This is a genomic window from Salinicoccus siamensis, assembly GCF_055391965.1.
This window is the reverse complement of sequence record NZ_AP043765.1, coordinates 1,303,523-1,318,430: the sequence shown is the minus strand read 5'-3', so window position 1 is coordinate 1,318,430 and position 14,908 is coordinate 1,303,523. Positions and strand designations below refer to the sequence as shown.

General features: G+C 45.6%; 22 protein-coding genes. 20 read left to right on the top strand and 2 right to left on the bottom strand.

Translation table 11 applies throughout. The features are described 5' to 3' along the window. Positions 1-40 precede the first annotated feature (40 nt). From ACZ5LF_RS06880 to ACZ5LF_RS06790, 19 genes are all read left to right on the top strand, one after another. Positions 41-304: an IreB family regulatory phosphoprotein gene (locus tag ACZ5LF_RS06880; protein ID WP_380570261.1), complete on the top strand. Its 264-nt coding sequence runs from the start codon at positions 41-43 to the stop codon at positions 302-304. After that, positions 297-728, top strand: coding sequence for a Holliday junction resolvase RuvX (ruvX, locus tag ACZ5LF_RS06875; protein ID WP_380570262.1), 432 nt, complete (start codon positions 297-299; stop codon positions 726-728). The genes ACZ5LF_RS06880 and ruvX overlap by 8 nt, the downstream gene beginning before the upstream one ends. Positions 729-731: 3 nt before the next feature. Then, positions 732-1,037, top strand: a complete 306-nt coding sequence (locus tag ACZ5LF_RS06870; protein ID WP_380570263.1) for a DUF1292 domain-containing protein — start codon at positions 732-734, stop codon at positions 1,035-1,037. Between the two features lie 66 nt (positions 1,038-1,103). Next, positions 1,104-2,231, top strand: a complete 1,128-nt coding sequence (mltG, locus tag ACZ5LF_RS06865) for an endolytic transglycosylase MltG (RefSeq protein WP_380570264.1) — start codon at positions 1,104-1,106, stop codon at positions 2,229-2,231. A 112-nt stretch (positions 2,232-2,343) separates the two neighbouring features. Continuing rightward, complete coding sequence (locus ACZ5LF_RS06860; protein ID WP_380570265.1) at positions 2,344-2,985, top strand: O-methyltransferase; 642 nt, start codon at positions 2,344-2,346, stop codon at positions 2,983-2,985. Then, positions 2,982-3,614, top strand: a complete 633-nt coding sequence (gene udk, locus ACZ5LF_RS06855) for a uridine kinase (RefSeq protein ID WP_380570266.1) — start codon at positions 2,982-2,984, stop codon at positions 3,612-3,614. Before ACZ5LF_RS06860 ends, udk begins: the two co-directional genes overlap by 4 nt. Before the next feature lie 30 nt (positions 3,615-3,644). Further along, positions 3,645-4,121: a transcription elongation factor GreA gene (gene greA / locus ACZ5LF_RS06850; RefSeq protein ID WP_344700954.1), complete on the top strand. Its 477-nt coding sequence runs from the start codon at positions 3,645-3,647 to the stop codon at positions 4,119-4,121. After that, entirely contained in the window at positions 4,114-4,815 is a 702-nt protein-coding gene (locus ACZ5LF_RS06845) for a 5'-methylthioadenosine/adenosylhomocysteine nucleosidase (RefSeq protein WP_380570267.1), read from the top strand. The genes greA and ACZ5LF_RS06845 overlap by 8 nt, the downstream gene beginning before the upstream one ends. A 193-nt stretch (positions 4,816-5,008) precedes the next feature. After that, on the top strand, positions 5,009-5,533 hold the full coding sequence (locus ACZ5LF_RS06840) for a YqeG family HAD IIIA-type phosphatase (protein WP_380570268.1): 525 nt from the start codon (positions 5,009-5,011) through the stop codon (positions 5,531-5,533). Positions 5,534-5,536: 3 nt separating this feature from the next. Next, the gene (gene yqeH / locus ACZ5LF_RS06835; protein WP_380570269.1) at positions 5,537-6,643 is read left to right on the top strand and encodes a ribosome biogenesis GTPase YqeH; all 1,107 of its coding nucleotides are present in this window, start codon (positions 5,537-5,539) and stop codon (positions 6,641-6,643) included. Then, positions 6,643-7,452: a shikimate dehydrogenase gene (gene aroE / locus ACZ5LF_RS06830; protein ID WP_380570270.1), complete on the top strand. Its 810-nt coding sequence runs from the start codon at positions 6,643-6,645 to the stop codon at positions 7,450-7,452. Before yqeH ends, aroE begins: the two co-directional genes overlap by 1 nt. Then, positions 7,449-7,745 (top strand): ribosome assembly RNA-binding protein YhbY, encoded by a 297-nt coding sequence (gene yhbY, locus ACZ5LF_RS06825; RefSeq protein ID WP_380570271.1) that lies wholly within the window; start codon positions 7,449-7,451, stop codon positions 7,743-7,745. The genes aroE and yhbY overlap by 4 nt, the downstream gene beginning before the upstream one ends. Further along, complete coding sequence (gene nadD / locus ACZ5LF_RS06820; RefSeq protein WP_380570272.1) at positions 7,742-8,305, top strand: nicotinate (nicotinamide) nucleotide adenylyltransferase; 564 nt, start codon at positions 7,742-7,744, stop codon at positions 8,303-8,305. Before yhbY ends, nadD begins: the two co-directional genes overlap by 4 nt. After that, complete coding sequence (gene yqeK, locus ACZ5LF_RS06815; protein WP_380570273.1) at positions 8,295-8,864, top strand: bis(5'-nucleosyl)-tetraphosphatase (symmetrical) YqeK; 570 nt, start codon at positions 8,295-8,297, stop codon at positions 8,862-8,864. The genes nadD and yqeK overlap by 11 nt, the downstream gene beginning before the upstream one ends. Before the next feature lie 4 nt (positions 8,865-8,868). Further along, the gene (gene rsfS, locus ACZ5LF_RS06810; RefSeq protein ID WP_344700946.1) at positions 8,869-9,204 is read left to right on the top strand and encodes a ribosome silencing factor; all 336 of its coding nucleotides are present in this window, start codon (positions 8,869-8,871) and stop codon (positions 9,202-9,204) included. Beyond that, positions 9,185-9,925: a class I SAM-dependent DNA methyltransferase gene (locus ACZ5LF_RS06805; RefSeq protein WP_380710313.1), complete on the top strand. Its 741-nt coding sequence runs from the start codon at positions 9,185-9,187 to the stop codon at positions 9,923-9,925. Before rsfS ends, ACZ5LF_RS06805 begins: the two co-directional genes overlap by 20 nt. A gap of 133 nt (positions 9,926-10,058) precedes the next feature. Next, positions 10,059-10,685, top strand: a complete 627-nt coding sequence (locus ACZ5LF_RS06800; protein ID WP_380570275.1) for a helix-hairpin-helix domain-containing protein — start codon at positions 10,059-10,061, stop codon at positions 10,683-10,685. A 17-nt stretch (positions 10,686-10,702) separates the two neighbouring features. Then, positions 10,703-11,164, top strand: coding sequence for a ComE operon protein 2 (locus ACZ5LF_RS06795; protein WP_380570276.1), 462 nt, complete (start codon positions 10,703-10,705; stop codon positions 11,162-11,164). A 107-nt stretch (positions 11,165-11,271) separates the two neighbouring features. Beyond that, the gene (locus ACZ5LF_RS06790) at positions 11,272-13,401 is read left to right on the top strand and encodes a DNA internalization-related competence protein ComEC/Rec2 (RefSeq protein ID WP_380570277.1); all 2,130 of its coding nucleotides are present in this window, start codon (positions 11,272-11,274) and stop codon (positions 13,399-13,401) included. An 11-nt stretch (positions 13,402-13,412) separates the two neighbouring features. On the opposite strand, the gene ACZ5LF_RS06785 is transcribed toward ACZ5LF_RS06790, so the two are convergent. After that, a complete protein-coding gene (locus tag ACZ5LF_RS06785; RefSeq protein ID WP_344700942.1) occupies positions 13,413-13,547 on the bottom strand; it encodes a YqzM family protein in 135 nt (44 codons plus the stop codon). Positions 13,548-13,641: 94 nt separating this feature from the next. Between ACZ5LF_RS06785 and holA the strand changes: the two genes are divergently transcribed. After that, positions 13,642-14,604, top strand: a complete 963-nt coding sequence (holA, locus tag ACZ5LF_RS06780) for a DNA polymerase III subunit delta (protein ID WP_380570278.1) — start codon at positions 13,642-13,644, stop codon at positions 14,602-14,604. Positions 14,605-14,662: 58 nt separating this feature from the next. Here holA and rpsT read toward each other — a convergent pair whose 3' ends face one another. Further along, a complete protein-coding gene (gene rpsT / locus ACZ5LF_RS06775; RefSeq protein ID WP_344700940.1) occupies positions 14,663-14,908 on the bottom strand; it encodes a 30S ribosomal protein S20 in 246 nt (81 codons plus the stop codon).

Below are 14,908 nucleotides of genomic sequence, written 5' to 3'. Positions count from 1 at the left end.
ATACTGATTGAAAAGGGAAGCAACGATGGGAGTGCTGTAATTGAACCAGTTTGATGAAACAATGAAATTCAGTGTGGACGACATGAAGGCTGAAAATGTCAAAGATATCATGACCGTCGTGTACAGGACACTGGAGGAGCGTGGGTATAACCCAATCAACCAGATCGTCGGATACCTCCAAAGCGGTGACCCGGCCTATATCCCCCGGCACAATGAGGCGCGCAATAGAATTCGGCATATCGATCGTGATGAAATAATGGAAGTCCTTGTCAGGAGCTACATCGAAAAGGAAATACATGAATAGGATACTCGGGCTTGATGTCGGGACCAAGACAGTCGGCGTGGCGCTGAGTGATGCACTCGGGTGGACAGCGCAGGGCGTAACGACGCTCAAGATCGACTACGATGAAGGGATATACGGCATTGAGGAAATCGTCAGGTTGGCGATGGATAATGATGTCGAAAGGATAATCGTAGGATTGCCAAAGAACATGAATAATTCAATCGGAGAGAGTGGAGAGCGTTCAATCCACTTTGCCAAATTGCTTGAAAACGCGTTGCCAGATGTTAAAATAACACTATGGGATGAACGATTGAGTACAATCGGAGCAGAGCGTTCGCTACTTGAAGCGGACCTCTCCCGAAAAAAAAGGAAGGCAGTTATCGATAAGATGGCTGCAGTATTCATACTGCAGGGCTACCTCGATAACCCAGTCAAAGGAGATTGAACTATGAGTCAGGAAGAAATGGAATTCAACATGGAAGAAGAAATGATGACGCTATACGACGAACAGGGGAATGAAGTACTCTACCGCAAAATGCTCGAATTCCATCATCCAGGGTTCGATAAGGAATACGTCATTCTTGCAGAGGAAGGAAATTTCTCCAATGAAGATGAAGAGATAGAACTTATTCCGATGATCAATGTACCCGATGAAGATGGCGAAGGCGGTAAGTTCATGCCCGTCGAGACGGATGAAGAATGGGATATGATCGAAGAGATCGTCAATACTCGTATGGACGAACCGGAAGAGTAGATTTTTTCTGGTATTACGGATGGCTTCCAATTTTATTGGGAGCTATTTTTGAGATAGGAGTTATACATGAGCAAATACGAAGATATCAAATTTTCAAAGAATGTATCGTCATACCTGTCCTTGTTCGTCATCGCCACGTTGGCGATACTGTTTGTAATCGCGGCCTTCTCCGTATATGTATATGTCAAATCGGGGATTGAGCCTCTGGACAGCGATTCCACAGAAGTCAAAGAAGTAAAGATAGAACAAGGGTCAACAGCCGACGAGATAGGTGAAGTACTGGAAGAGGAAGGAATCATCAAAAGTGGCATGATGTTTGAATACTATCTCAAACTAAACAGCATCACCAATTACCAGGCCGGCAACTATGAACTTTCTCCTTCAATGGACTTCGAAAAGATTGCAAAGACGTTGGAGACAGGACGCATCTATCAGGAAGTGCAACATAGACTGACGGTGCCTGAAGGCTATTCGATAGATGAGATTGCCGATCAGATGGCAGAGCAGCTGCCCATCAAGAAAAAAGAGTTCATGGATCTGATGAATGATGAATCCTACATCAAATCGTTGATTGAGGAATACCCTGATATGCTGTCTGATGCAATACTCGATGAAGAGGTCAAGTTCCCGCTTGAAGGCTACCTCTTCCCTGCAACATATGACATTGTTGAGGAAGAACCGAAGGTGAAGGACATTGTTGAACAGATGCTTGATGCCACGAAGAATAATTCGTACAGCGTCTTCAATTCGAGTGAAGGATATACAATGACTTTTGAGGGGGAGACGAAGGAGCTTTCATTCCATGAGTTCCTCACATTGTCTTCCCTAGTCGAAGAAGAAGCGACCTCGCTGGCGGACCGCTCCAAGATTGCAAGCGTGTTCTTAAACCGCATGTCCGAGACTCCGGCGATGCCGCTTCAGACCGACCCAACTGTATTGTATGCCCTCGGAGAGCATAAGGAACGCACATTGTTTGAAGACCTTGAAGTGGAGGATCCCTACAACACGTACAATATTACAGGCCTTCCACCTGGTCCAATCGCGTCTCCAGGCATGGAGTCTGTACAGAGCACAATGAACCCTTCCAATACGAACTATTACTATTTCCTTGCAGACAGCGAAGGCAATAACCATTTTGCTGAAACATTTGAAGAACATACTGAAAACAGGGAAAAATATATTAATAACAATTAGCATGTAAAATCGTCTTTTCAACTGGAATAATCTGTGCTAATATGATTCTGACGAACAAAGCAACTGATAACTTTTGTTATCGGTTGTATTTTTTGTATATATGGTGGCTTATATGGATATTTATGAATATATTAAAGAAATGAACACTGAAGAAGAATTGTTTCCTGAAATGCTTGCGTATGCCCAGGAAAACCGTGTGCCCATCATGGATCAGGATGCTCTATCAGTCATGAAGCACTACATCCACCTCTCAGGCGCGAAAAGAATCCTTGAGATAGGTACTGCCATCGGCTACAGTGCAATGCACATGCTATCGGTAAGCCAGGATATTACTGTCGTCACTATCGAGAAAGACCAGGATTCCCACGCACATGCCAAACGATTTTTCGAAATGCAAGGTGTGTCAGATAGGGTGAGGAGCCTTTTGGCAGATGCCAAGGAAGTAACCCCCGAGGAAATTGGTGAACAGAAGTTCGATCTTCTCTTCATCGATGCATCAAAAGGGAACAACCGGAATTTCTTCGATAAGTTCTCTGCTCATGTCAGACCGGGTGGACTGATCATCATCGATAATATACTGCTTAGAGGATTGGTCACAAAGGAAGAAATCACTGCCCGCGGCACCCGGAGAATGAAGGAGAAGGTGGACGGGTTCAATCGGATGATAAAAGAATCGAAGATGTCTTCAGCCTTTCTGCCGGTCGGCGATGGCCTACTCATAATTACAAAAGATAAAGAGGAGCAAGGCGAATGAGAAAACCAACAGTCATTGGCATAGCCGGGGGTTCAGGCTCCGGCAAGACATCAGTAACACGCAAGATAATGCATGCCCTGGACGGTCATAGCGTCATATTGATCGAGCAGGACTATTATTATAAGGACCAGAGCGATAAAACATTCGAGGAACGGCTGAAGACCAATTATGATCATCCATTTGCATTCGACAATGACCTTCTCATTTCCCACATTGGCCAGCTCATCGAGCGCAAGCCTGTAGAGATTCCGACATACAACTATGAAATCCATACGCGGAGCGATGAGACCATTCTGGTCGAGCCGAAAGATGTCATCATCATCGAAGGCATCTTCGCTCTTGAGAATGACGCACTGCGGGATCTGATGGACGTCAAACTCTATGTGGATACAGATTCCGACATCCGTATATTGAGAAGGCTGCAGCGGGACATCGAAGAGCGGGGCCGCACGATGGATTCAGTGATCAGCCAATACTTGAATGTAGTCAGGCCGATGCATCTGCAATTCATCGAACCCACTAAACGTTTCAGTGATGTCATCATCCCTGAAGGCGGTAAGAATGATGTGGCGATTGATCTCATCACAACCAAGATACGCACATTGCTTAACGAATCAAAAAATAACTAGACTTATAATTACTGGAGGCTTATAACCATTATGGATATGAATAAAGAATTTCCAATGACGAAAAGCGGATATGAACAATTGCAGGAGGAACTCGAACATCTGAAAGTCGTAAAACGCCCTGAAGTGGTTGAGAAGATAAAAGTCGCAAGAAGTTTCGGCGACCTCTCAGAGAACTCTGAATACGATGCAGCTAAAGATGAGCAAGGGTTCGTCGAACAGGAAATCACCAAAATCGAAGATATGCTGCGCCACGCTAAAATCATTGAAGACAGCAACAACAATAATGTGGTCCAGATCGGCAAGACCGTCACATTCAAAGAACTGCCTGACGGGGACAAAGAGTCCTATCAGATTGTCGGCAGTGCTGAAGCCGATCCGTTTGAAGGTAAAATATCGAATGAATCGCCGATAGCCCAGTCCCTGATGGGTGCCAAATTGAAGGATTCAGTTAATGTACCGCTCCCGAACGGCAACGAAATGAAAGTGGAGATTGTTTCCATTGACTAAGGGCCCCATCGGTATCATCGGTGCGATGAAGCCGGAAGTTGACATTCTGCTGGAGTGGATGGATATCAGCTCATTGGAGGAACTGGCCCATACCACCGCGTACATCGGCGAACTCTTCGGAAGAGATGCGATTGTCATCGAGAGCGGCATCGGAAAGGTGAATGCAAGCATGATTACCGCACTCTTCATTGAACGATATAACCCAAGCCTCATCATCAACACAGGTGTGGCCGGGGCCTTATCGGACACCCTTGATGTGACGGACATGGTTGTCAGCACTGATGTGCTGCATCACGATGTCGATGCCGTCGAATTCGGCTATGAGCTGGGGCAAGTGCCGGGCATGCCGAAAATGTACTATGCTGACAAGGGGCTCGTAAAGTTGGCAATGACTGCGATTTCTAAAAATCAGGATATAACTGGCCATAGCGGCCAAGTGGTCAGCGGCGACTCATTCATCAGCAATGCCGCCCAGAAGGGCACCATTCTACAAAACTTCAAAAAGGCCTATGCGGTGGATATGGAATCGGCGGCCATCGCACAGGCTTGCTATCAATTCTCGACACCGTTCGTCATCATCCGTTCGATTTCAGATAGGGCGGATGACAGTGCGGATATGGCTTATGAAGAATTTTTGTCTAAAGCTTGTATTCATTCATCTGAAGTTGTAAAATTATTAATGAAGGACTTGTGACCTGGAGGGATACTCAATGACTTTTCTCATGATCATTTCAATCATCATTACAGTCGTCATCGGTTTTCTGGTTTACAAAGAGACCGAGACAGAGGATAATGACATCATTGAATAGTTCAAAAAGCGCCTTAATTTTTTAAGGGGCTTTTATTTTTGTGATAGAATATAAAAAAACTCACTGGGAGTGCCGACATTGAAGCTTCTTAAAAAATACTTTTTACCAAGCGACTATTTCAGGGAATTTCATAGCATAACACCTGAATATTTAAAAGAACGCGGTATACGCGCAATCATCACGGATTTAGACAATACTCTGGTGGGATTCGATGAACCCGATGCCAATGAAGAAGTGTTGAGGTGGCTTAAGGAGATGAAGGATAACGATATAAAAGTCTCCATCGTTTCCAACGGAAGCCAGCAGAGAGTCGGGGATTTCAGTGACCCGCACGAAATCCAGTATATATACCGGGCCAGAAAACCCCTGGGACATTCCTACCGAAGAGCGCTCGCCAATATGGGCGCAGCGAAATCTGAAACGGTCATGATCGGCGATCAGCTCCTGACGGATGTATTGGGGGCGAATCGGGCAGGGTTGGAAAGCATTCTGGTACTGCCCGTCAAAAAGAAAGATGGTTGGGCCACTGTGGTCAACCGGAGAATTGAACGCATCATAATGAGATATTTCGACCGTAAAGGTCTTATTCAATGGAGGGACTGACATTTGGAGTCTATTAAATGTATTGGCTGCGGAGCAGAACTGCAGAGCGATGACGAGAAACAACCGGGTTATATACCGGCAAGCGGTCTGGAAAAGGAAGACCCGATCTGCAAACGATGCTACCGTCTGAAACATTATAATGAAGTGATGGATGTGGATGTCGATTCCGGAGATTTCATGACGATGCTGAATGCCTTATATGAAACAGATGGTCTGATCGTCAAAGTAGTTGATGTATTCGACTTCAACGGCAGCATCATCCCGTCTTTCAACAGGATTGTGGGAGACAAGAAAGTGGTTGCGGTCATCAATAAGATTGACCTGCTGCCAAAATCGGTCAACCGCAGCCGGCTTGTGCATCGTGCTAAACTCATGCTCAGTGAAGCGGGCATCAAAGCTGTCGACACTGTAGTAGTGAGTGCGATGAAGAATGAAGGGATAGATAAGCTGATCGAGCGCTTGTCCAAGTTGTCGGAGGGCAAGGACATCTATGTTGTAGGCACGACGAACGTAGGTAAATCGACACTCATCAACCGTCTGATTGAAAACACATCTGGAGATAAAGAAGTGATTACGACGAGCCGTTTCCCTGGGACCACCCTCGACCTCATCGATATCCCGCTGGATGGAAATGCGTTCATCTATGATACACCTGGTGTGATGTTGAATTCCCAGATGGCCCATTATGTTTCAAGCGACAGCTTGAAGCATATAACCCCAACTAAAGAAATCAAATCCAAAGGGTTCCAACTGGACTCTGGGCAGAGTCTTTTCATCGGTAACTTGGCGCGTATCGACCATAACTATGGAGAGCGCAACAGTTTCAATGTGTTTGCACACCATGCGCTTACCATCCACCGGACCAAGACGGATAATGCAGATGAATTCTACAGCAAACATTATAATACTCTGCTGGCGCCACCCGAAATTGGAACTCCTTACTTGACCGAGTCCTATGAGAGTCATGAATTCGATATCGAAGAAGACAGTGACATAGAAATAAGCGGACTGTCGTTCATCCGCGTGGGCGGTGGATCCATAGTAGAAGTCCGCGTGCCTGAAGGGGTGGAAGTCACTTTGAGGCCGACGATATTTAAAGGAGACCAGTAATGGGTAATTATGCAGTAATAGGATTCCCTGTATCGCATAGTCTCTCGCCTTTAATCCACAATGCGAATTTCGCTGCTAGGGGAAGGGCTGATGAATACTCGGCGATTGAAGTTGAACCTGATGCGCTTGATGCCATACGGGAGACGGCATCAGCTAATAGGCTGAAAGGGTTCAACGTCACCCTCCCGCATAAAGAAAGCATCATGAAGCACCTGGATGAGATTGAAGCGGATGCCCGGAACATCGGTGCAGTGAACACCGTGTCCATAAGTAATGGAGTATGGAGGGGGCATAACACCGATGTTACAGGCTACATGAATGCGTTCCAGGGCAAGTTCGGCACAGGTCGGCGCAGAGTGCTCATCATCGGAGCCGGCGGTGCAGCAAAAGCAGTGCACCGGGCACATGCGAACATTGGAGATGACGTGACAATAGCGGCACGCCGGAGTACTGCCATGGAGGGATTTATAACGACGGACTTCTCTTTCACGCTGTTGCCTGAGCTGACCGGTCAAGAGGCGTTCGATGTCGTCATCAATTCGACGCCGATCGGGCTTGCAGATGAAGATCTTGTAGAAGTGTTGGACTTGCCGCAAGGATTATTCGGCGAATCGACAATTGGGGTCGACCTCATCTATAAACCGGAAGTAACGCCATTCCTCGATTATTTCAAGGAAGCAAACCGTATGAACGGCATGCCGATGCTCATCCATCAGGCAATGGATGCATATGAAATATGGACTGGCGACACGGGAGATTACGAAGCAGTCAATAAAAAGTATAAAGAATATAATGGAGGGCAATCATGAATACACTCACTTCTCGTCAAGTGAAACAATTGAAGGCAGAGGCGCATCATCTAAACCCAATCTTCCAGGTTGGGAAAAATGGAGTAAATGATAACTTCGTCGAGCAGATCAACGACGTTCTTGAAAAGAGGGAACTCATCAAAATATCAGTCCTGCAGAACTGTCTGGAGGATAAGGAAAATATAGCGGCCCAAATCAGTGAAGCCACGAACAGCCATGTCGTCACCATAATCGGAAAGACGATTGTGTTGTATAAAATGTCTGAAGAGAATAAGAAGATCGACCTGGGATGAGGATCGGCTTCTTCGGGGGTACATTCGATCCTGTGCACCTTGGTCATATACATGGCGTCGTCGAGGCGAAAATCGCCTTGGACCTGGATAAGATCATCATGATTCCTGCAAAACAGTCACCGCTGAAAGATGAATCCCCCACCGGTGATGCCCACCGCATTGAGATGCTGAAAAGAGCCGCCGCCCCCTATGGCTTCATGGAAATCCTCGAGTGGGAGATCACTCGGGAGGGCGTGAGCTACACTTTCGACACCGTCCAATATCTGAAAGAAGAATATCCATCAGATGAGCGGTTCTTCCTTATAGGTTCCGATCAATATGAAGGGTTCCACAAATGGCATCGCCATGAAGCGCTGCTTAAAATGATGAACTTTGTCGTAATGAGCCGCCGCCCGGATGAATTGGCCATAGATGAACGCTTTACCGCCCTTAGCCAGCCTGTCATGGAGATTTCTTCTACAGTCATTCGGGAAAGGATAAAAAAAGGCGAAGTGGCAATGCATCAGCTTGAGCCTTCTGTATACCAGTATATAAAGGAGCATCGCTTGTATGAAACATAAAATAGCGTTAGAGATGGTAAAGGCCAAGCTACCTGAAAAAAGGTATAAGCATTCCAAGAGGGTAGCGGAGACGGCAGTCAAAATGGCCGAAATATTCAAGGGAGATAAAAATAAGTGCTTCCTCGCAGGCATACTCCATGACTTCTCGAAGTACGATGAACTGGGGGAAATGTATCAATACGTCACAAAGTATAAATTGGACCCAGAACTCCTCAGCTATAAATCTGCAGTTCTGCATGGCCCGATAGCTGCGGTAAAAATGCGTGAAGAGTACCGTGTGGAGGACGAAGAGATCTATCAGGCGATTATGAATCATACCAGCGGCAGAAGCCATATGTCGCTTAACGAGAAAATCATCTACGTGGCAGATTATATTGAGCCGAAAAGAAGTCAGCCGGGTGTGGAAGCAATCCGAAGCCTTATTTTCGATGACCGCAATCTCGATGTTGCGGTCTATGAGATTACTAAAGCCAACATGCAGCATCTTTTGTCTAAAGATCAGCCGATCTATCATAAGACATTGGAATGCTTGAATTACTATAATATGATCAAGGAGTGAATTTATGAAAACCGGACAACTAATCGAACTTTTGGCAGAAGCATGTGATGATAAGCGTGCAGAGGAGATCATGAAATTTGATGTTTCAGGATCAAGCAGCGTAACCGACTATTATCTTATCTGCGACGCAAGCTCGGACCGCCAGGTTCAGGCGATTGCTGATGAAGCGGAAGATGCATGCCAGAAACACGGCGTAGAGACGAATATGGAAGGCTACAAAGAAGGCAAATGGGTATTGCTCGACGCAGGCAACGTCGTCCTCCATATATTCCATAAGCCGGAACGTGAATATTATAACCTTGAGCGCCTGTTCAAGAATGGTGAGCGCGTTGAGGTCTGAGTCAACCTACCAACTTTTCAGCCGCCATTATGAGGCGCTCACCTATGATCTGCCATATGATCTCTGGCTGGACATCATCAACCATTTCAAGGCGGGACGGCAAAGTGTCCTGGATATCGGATGCGGTACAGGCCATCTGACCAGTAAACTTGATTTCGGCAAGGTGACCGGCATGGATCAGTCACCACAGATGATAGAAGAGGCAAAGTCTAAAAAATTGGAGCATACATCATTTTTAACTGGAGATATGCTCGATTTCCACCTTGATGAGAAGTTTGATATGGCAATTGCAACCGTCGATGTGATGAACTACTGCAAAGACAGTGGTGAAGTGGGGCAGGTGCTGCAGAACGTCTACAATCATCTGAATCCAGGCGGCGTCTTCATCTTTGATATCCACAGTGTCTATAAAATGGAGCATGAATTCAATGATATGACCTATTCGGATGAAACGGACCATATCACATATATATGGCATGCCATTACAGGCGAGCATCCTCTGTCGGTAATCCATGATATGACATTCTTCGTAAAAGAAGAAGATGGGGGCACATACCGTAAAATTGCTGAAACCCATGAGCAACGAACCTACAAGCATAAGGAAATGATTCGGATAATCAATCAGACTGATTTCTCAATCCTTACTTCCTTCAGTGACTTTTCAATAGATAATCCAGTGACAGATATTTGTGATAGGGTATTCTATGTACTGAAAAAATAAACCGATGAAATGACCTGGTGGACGCCGGGTCATTTTTATTTTTCGAGTTTTATTATTTACTTGCAATGTAAAAAAAGAAAAATGGCCATTTCCTCCCATATATATATGAGAGATTATTCTAGGAGGAAATGCAGTGAATGAATTAATGGAAGTATGCAAAAAGTATAAAGTTCCCATCGCTTGTGTGGCCGTATGTTTGATGCTTTCGATAATTGTGTTTAGATTAATGTCTTCCAATGAGGAAGACATGCCGATGGAAGCCTATGAACCTAAAGCCTATGAAGAGTCATCCGATGAAGCCCCTAATGAGCCGCAAGCCGAATCACAGACGATCATGGTGGAAGTCAAGGGCGCAGTGAAATATCCCGGTGTGTTCGAAGTCCCTGAAGATGCCCGTGTAAAAAATGTCCTCGAGATGGCGCAGATCAAGGGGAATGCCGATCTATTGACCGTCAACCAATCCATGAAACTTAAGGATGAGCAGGTGGTGTATGTACCAGCTGTCGGAGAGGAAATTACTGAAGGGCCTGTTAATCAGACAGAAGAAGGTGAAGAGACAAAAGCACTCGTAAACATCAATACTGCAGATGTAGACGAACTTACGACGCTTAATGGCATAGGTGAAAAGAAAGCTCAGCTTTTTTTGGATTACAGGGAAGAGAACGGGTTGTTCATGAAGCTTGAAGATATAAAGAATATCCCTGGCATCGGCGATAAAACATTTGAAAGTCTGAAGCCTTATATTACAATAGATGAATAGGATACAGGAGGGGTAACATGAGAATCAATTGGCATCAGTACTTTCTTGCCCAAAGTCACCTGCTCAGTCTGCGGTCGACTTGCGAGCGGCTTAGAGTCGGTACGACCATCGTCAAGGATAACAGGGTCATTGCCGGTGGCTACAACGGGTCGGTCTCCGGAGAAGCACACTGCATCGATGTGGGGTGCCTGCTCGAAGGCGGGCATTGCATCAGGACGATCCATTCCGAAATCAATGCATTGCTGCAATGTTCCAAGTTCGGCGTATCGACTGAAGGCGCAAGTGTCTATGTGACGCATTTCCCGTGTGTGCATTGTACAAAATCATTGATACAGGCCGGCATCAGCTCCATCTACTATGCAGAAGACTATAAGAACCACCCTTATGCGCTGGAACTTCTTGATAAAACCGGCGTCCATCATGAACGCATCGCATTCGACCGGGAAAACATCCTGGAACTATTCAAACAGGAGTCATGAGGTCGTTCCTGATTTTATTATCACTCGTAAATGCCCATATCATCTGCAATGACCCCTTATTAGGGGCATTTTTTGTATCCATATCCTGTCTGGCCTGTATGAAGAGGATGGGCGGCTATGGATATCTTATTTTCCATATCACTTTGACAGCCGTGCTGACGACGGCTGTTTTTATATTGTCTGAAAGGCCTCAGTTGGAAACGGTCCAATCCATTACGATAACGGAATACAAATACTACCGTGAAGGTCTGGGGCATATGGGTGAAGCGGACGATAACAGTCTTGATGTGTATGTACCTGACGGCATCGAGTTGCCGATCGGCACCCGGTGTGCCGGCCCCTTTCCGGTGGAGCAGCCTGAGGCGACACGGAACTTCATAAAATACGATGCCGTCAGGACGATGAAGGTCAACGGCATGGATGGTCGCATATATATGGATAGTGGGGATCTGGAGAGGTGCAGGAGCCAAACACAACCGACTTTACACATGAAGATTGCACAGGCACGCGATGCCTATATGAGGAAGGTGCTCGCAAGTACGGCACACGATTATAAGTATGATATCCTGACGCTCTCGATCGGCAATAAATCATATATAACATCCGAATTTTTTGATGCGCTGCAGAAGCTCGGAATCTACCATCTGTATGTCATTTCAGGCACTCACGTCGCCTTCATCGGTGCTGTGATATTCCATATCCTCAATCGTTTCCGCCTGGAAGTGGGTACGATAAGGATCATCATGATGGTTATGCTGCTGCTTTTCCTTGCCTTGAACTTTCCGAGCCCGAGCGTCTTCCGTGCCGTCCTTATGACGATTACCCTGTTGATGTTGTCATTTACAAGGCATAGACCGTACCTCACTGTCATCTCACTCTCTGCGATCATCCAGATAGTCATGAACCCCTGGATTGTGTATCATGCAGGCTTCCAACTATCATATCTTACGACTTTCGCCATCGTCCTTTCCAAAAACTATTGGATGCATCATGGCTTTATCGGACAGCTGATCAGCATTACGCTTATTGCTGAAATTTCTACAGTAGCCACAGTGTTGATGCAGTTCAATGAACTCAGCATCAGCGGAATAGTGATGAATATGGTCTATGTGCCTATTTTTACGCTAGTGTTCTTCCCGATGGTCATCTTCTATAACTGCTTGGTATTCATAGGTATTCCCCAATCGGTGGACTTTCTGTATGCTTTAATGTTCAACAATCTGAAAGGGTCGATCGTATATTTGGCGGATATGATGACCCATCGGATCGCCGTCAAAAATTTAAGTGCCGTGGCACTGATCATCGTTGTCATCGCCTCCTATCGGATGATCCGCGCCCTATGCCTTAGGGAGATGAAATCCTTCATCCTCTCGCTTTTGGCCCTCATCACTACACTGGTCACTTCTGATGCAATCCATCAGTATGATGTTACCGTCACCATGGTGGATGTCGGTCAGGGGGATGCCTTCGTCCTGACCGATCATATGAATGACCGGACCATACTGATTGATACAGGGGGCAGAAGATACTTGAATCCAGACTCGAAAAAACTATCGGATCAGACCGTACTCCCATTTTTGAAAGAAGCGGGGATCAACAATATAGACTTAATGATCCTGTCGCATTTTGACCTTGATCATGTGGGAGAAGCAAAGCATATAATGGAGGAGCTGGATGTAGAACAGATTTATCTGAACCCGTTCGACCCAAGCTTTAAAGAGTGGTATGCTGATTTGTCCACGGTGCAAAAGGGCAGGGTGGTGGATGCTATGGAATCGCCTGAAATTGAAGTGGGGGCCATCAGCATCAGAAAACTGTTCCCTGTCTCCGAAGTGGCAAGTGATGATTCCAACCAGCACTCACTGGTGTTGGAGGTTTCGGCAGGTGCCTATACCTTCTTGTTTACAGGGGACGCTGACATGGAGGGTGAAGCCCAGATTATGGAGCGGCATGGATCCGTACATGCAGATGTCCTGAAGCTTGGGCATCACGGCTCGAACACTTCGACCGGAGAGGCGTTCATCAAGAATGGGACATTTACATATGGCCTGGTATCTGCCGGAGTGGACAACCGCTACGGTCACCCCCATGATGAAGTGATGGAACGTACTGCCCATCTTGAAATGTTCGATACTTCCGTGCATGGCATGGTCCGGTTCAATATAAAAGATGGAGTGATGTGTGTCGACACGAAGTTCGAACAGAAAAATCACTGCATAAAAAAAAGAGCTGAATAATCAGCTCTCCATTAACCTGCAACAATCTGGAAAATCTGTGCCACGACGTAGATTGCCGTCAAACCGAGGAAACCGACAACAAAGCCGACACCGGAATCCACGACATCATTATTCTTGGATTGAACATGTTTTTCGAATTTATTCATGAGATAACCTCCTAAACATATCACTAACATTATATGATATTTACCAAAAAAAAGCTATAATGGATTTAGAATAGACAGAAGGGTGACGACCAATATGGACCGCTTACAGCTCATTTATGGCAATAATGCATTAAGGATATCAGAAAAAGCAAAAAAATTGGCTGAGGATTTTGTAGGGGAAGCGGATGACTTCAGCATCGTTGCTCTGAACTACAGGGAATCGACGATCGAGCAGATTATAGAAGAAGCACAAACTTTGCCTTTCCTATCGGACAGGAAGGCTATTCTAGTTGATGATGCCTATTCTTTTACAGGGGCTAAGGTACGCGCTGAAGTAGATCATGATATTGATCTGCTGGTGGAATACATCAACAATAAAAATGATGACGCACTCATCATATTCAAAGTCTATAATGAGCAGCTTGATAACCGTAAAAAGATAACCAAACTGCTTAAGAAAAAAGGAACCGTCACTGAAATGGCGGAGATGACGGAGAATGAAGTCAGGAGTTTCATCAATACGACAGCTGAAGAAGCCGGTGTCGAGGTGGACCCTAAAGCTTTGAACCTGTTCATTGCACGTGTCGGCATCAAATATGACCAGGTCAGGAATGAGTTGGATAAACTCCTCCTCTATACAGAGGGGAAGATCACCGAGGAGGCTGTGGATGAAATAGTCAGCGTAAGTCTTGAAGAGAATATCTTCAGGCTTACCGACCTCATACTGTCAGGTCAGAAGGCAGGTGCAGTCAAACTGCTCCGTGCGCTGATGCTTCAGAATGAAGAGCCGATGCAGCTGCTGCATCTGATCATCAATCAGCTGAGGCTGCTGTATCAAGTTAAGTTGATGATGCAGCAGGGCTATCAGGGAGATCATATCGCAAAAGCTCTGAAGGTGCACCCCTACAGGGTGAAGTTGGCTGCACGGGAGATAGGAAAATACCGTCAGGATGAATTGGAGCGGAAGATGGTCAAATGCCGCGATATCGACTATAAGTTCAAATCCAGCTATCTGAACCGACAGAGCCTGTTTGAACTTTTTATTCTGGAAATATAAAAAGGCCTCCAAGTGGAGGCCTTTCTTCATAAATAAACCCCTTCACAGAGGAAGGGATTTATTTTGTCATCAATTTTGATTTCAAGCGGGATGCTTTATTATCATGGATCAAGTTCTTTTTAGAAGCTTTATCTACGTATTTAACAGCATTGGAAACGAGTGTTTCCGTATTTTCCGCATTATTTTCTTTTGCAGTCATGGCACGCTTGACAGCAGTACGCATTTCATTTTTCTGAGCAATGTTTTGACGTTGAGCTTTATCAGTCGTCTTTACTCTTTTGATTGCTGATTTAATATTAGCCAT

What these genes read in the sequence shown, in the direction of transcription:
- ruvX (WP_380570262.1), top strand. Translation starts at nt 297, where the DNA reads ATGAATAGGATACTCGGGCTTGATGTCGGGACCAAGACAGTCGGCGTG.
- ACZ5LF_RS06870 (WP_380570263.1), top strand. Translation starts at nt 732, where the DNA reads ATGAGTCAGGAAGAAATGGAATTCAACATGGAAGAAGAAATGATGACG.
- mltG (WP_380570264.1), top strand. Translation starts at nt 1,104, where the DNA reads ATGAGCAAATACGAAGATATCAAATTTTCAAAGAATGTATCGTCATAC.
- ACZ5LF_RS06860 (WP_380570265.1), top strand. Translation starts at nt 2,344, where the DNA reads ATGGATATTTATGAATATATTAAAGAAATGAACACTGAAGAAGAATTG.
- udk (WP_380570266.1), top strand. Translation starts at nt 2,982, where the DNA reads ATGAGAAAACCAACAGTCATTGGCATAGCCGGGGGTTCAGGCTCCGGC.
- greA (WP_344700954.1), top strand. Translation starts at nt 3,645, where the DNA reads ATGGATATGAATAAAGAATTTCCAATGACGAAAAGCGGATATGAACAA.
- aroE (WP_380570270.1), top strand. Translation starts at nt 6,643, where the DNA reads ATGGGTAATTATGCAGTAATAGGATTCCCTGTATCGCATAGTCTCTCG.
- yhbY (WP_380570271.1), top strand. Translation starts at nt 7,449, where the DNA reads ATGAATACACTCACTTCTCGTCAAGTGAAACAATTGAAGGCAGAGGCG.
- nadD (WP_380570272.1), top strand. Translation starts at nt 7,742, where the DNA reads ATGAGGATCGGCTTCTTCGGGGGTACATTCGATCCTGTGCACCTTGGT.
- yqeK (WP_380570273.1), top strand. Translation starts at nt 8,295, where the DNA reads ATGAAACATAAAATAGCGTTAGAGATGGTAAAGGCCAAGCTACCTGAA.
- rsfS (WP_344700946.1), top strand. Translation starts at nt 8,869, where the DNA reads ATGAAAACCGGACAACTAATCGAACTTTTGGCAGAAGCATGTGATGAT.
- ACZ5LF_RS06795 (WP_380570276.1), top strand. Translation starts at nt 10,703, where the DNA reads ATGAGAATCAATTGGCATCAGTACTTTCTTGCCCAAAGTCACCTGCTC.
- ACZ5LF_RS06790 (WP_380570277.1), top strand. Translation starts at nt 11,272, where the DNA reads ATGGGCGGCTATGGATATCTTATTTTCCATATCACTTTGACAGCCGTG.
- ACZ5LF_RS06785 (WP_344700942.1), bottom strand. Translation starts at nt 13,547, where the DNA reads ATGAATAAATTCGAAAAACATGTTCAATCCAAGAATAATGATGTCGTG.
- holA (WP_380570278.1), top strand. Translation starts at nt 13,642, where the DNA reads ATGGACCGCTTACAGCTCATTTATGGCAATAATGCATTAAGGATATCA.
- rpsT (WP_344700940.1), bottom strand. Translation starts at nt 14,908, where the DNA reads ATGGCTAATATTAAATCAGCAATCAAAAGAGTAAAGACGACTGATAAA.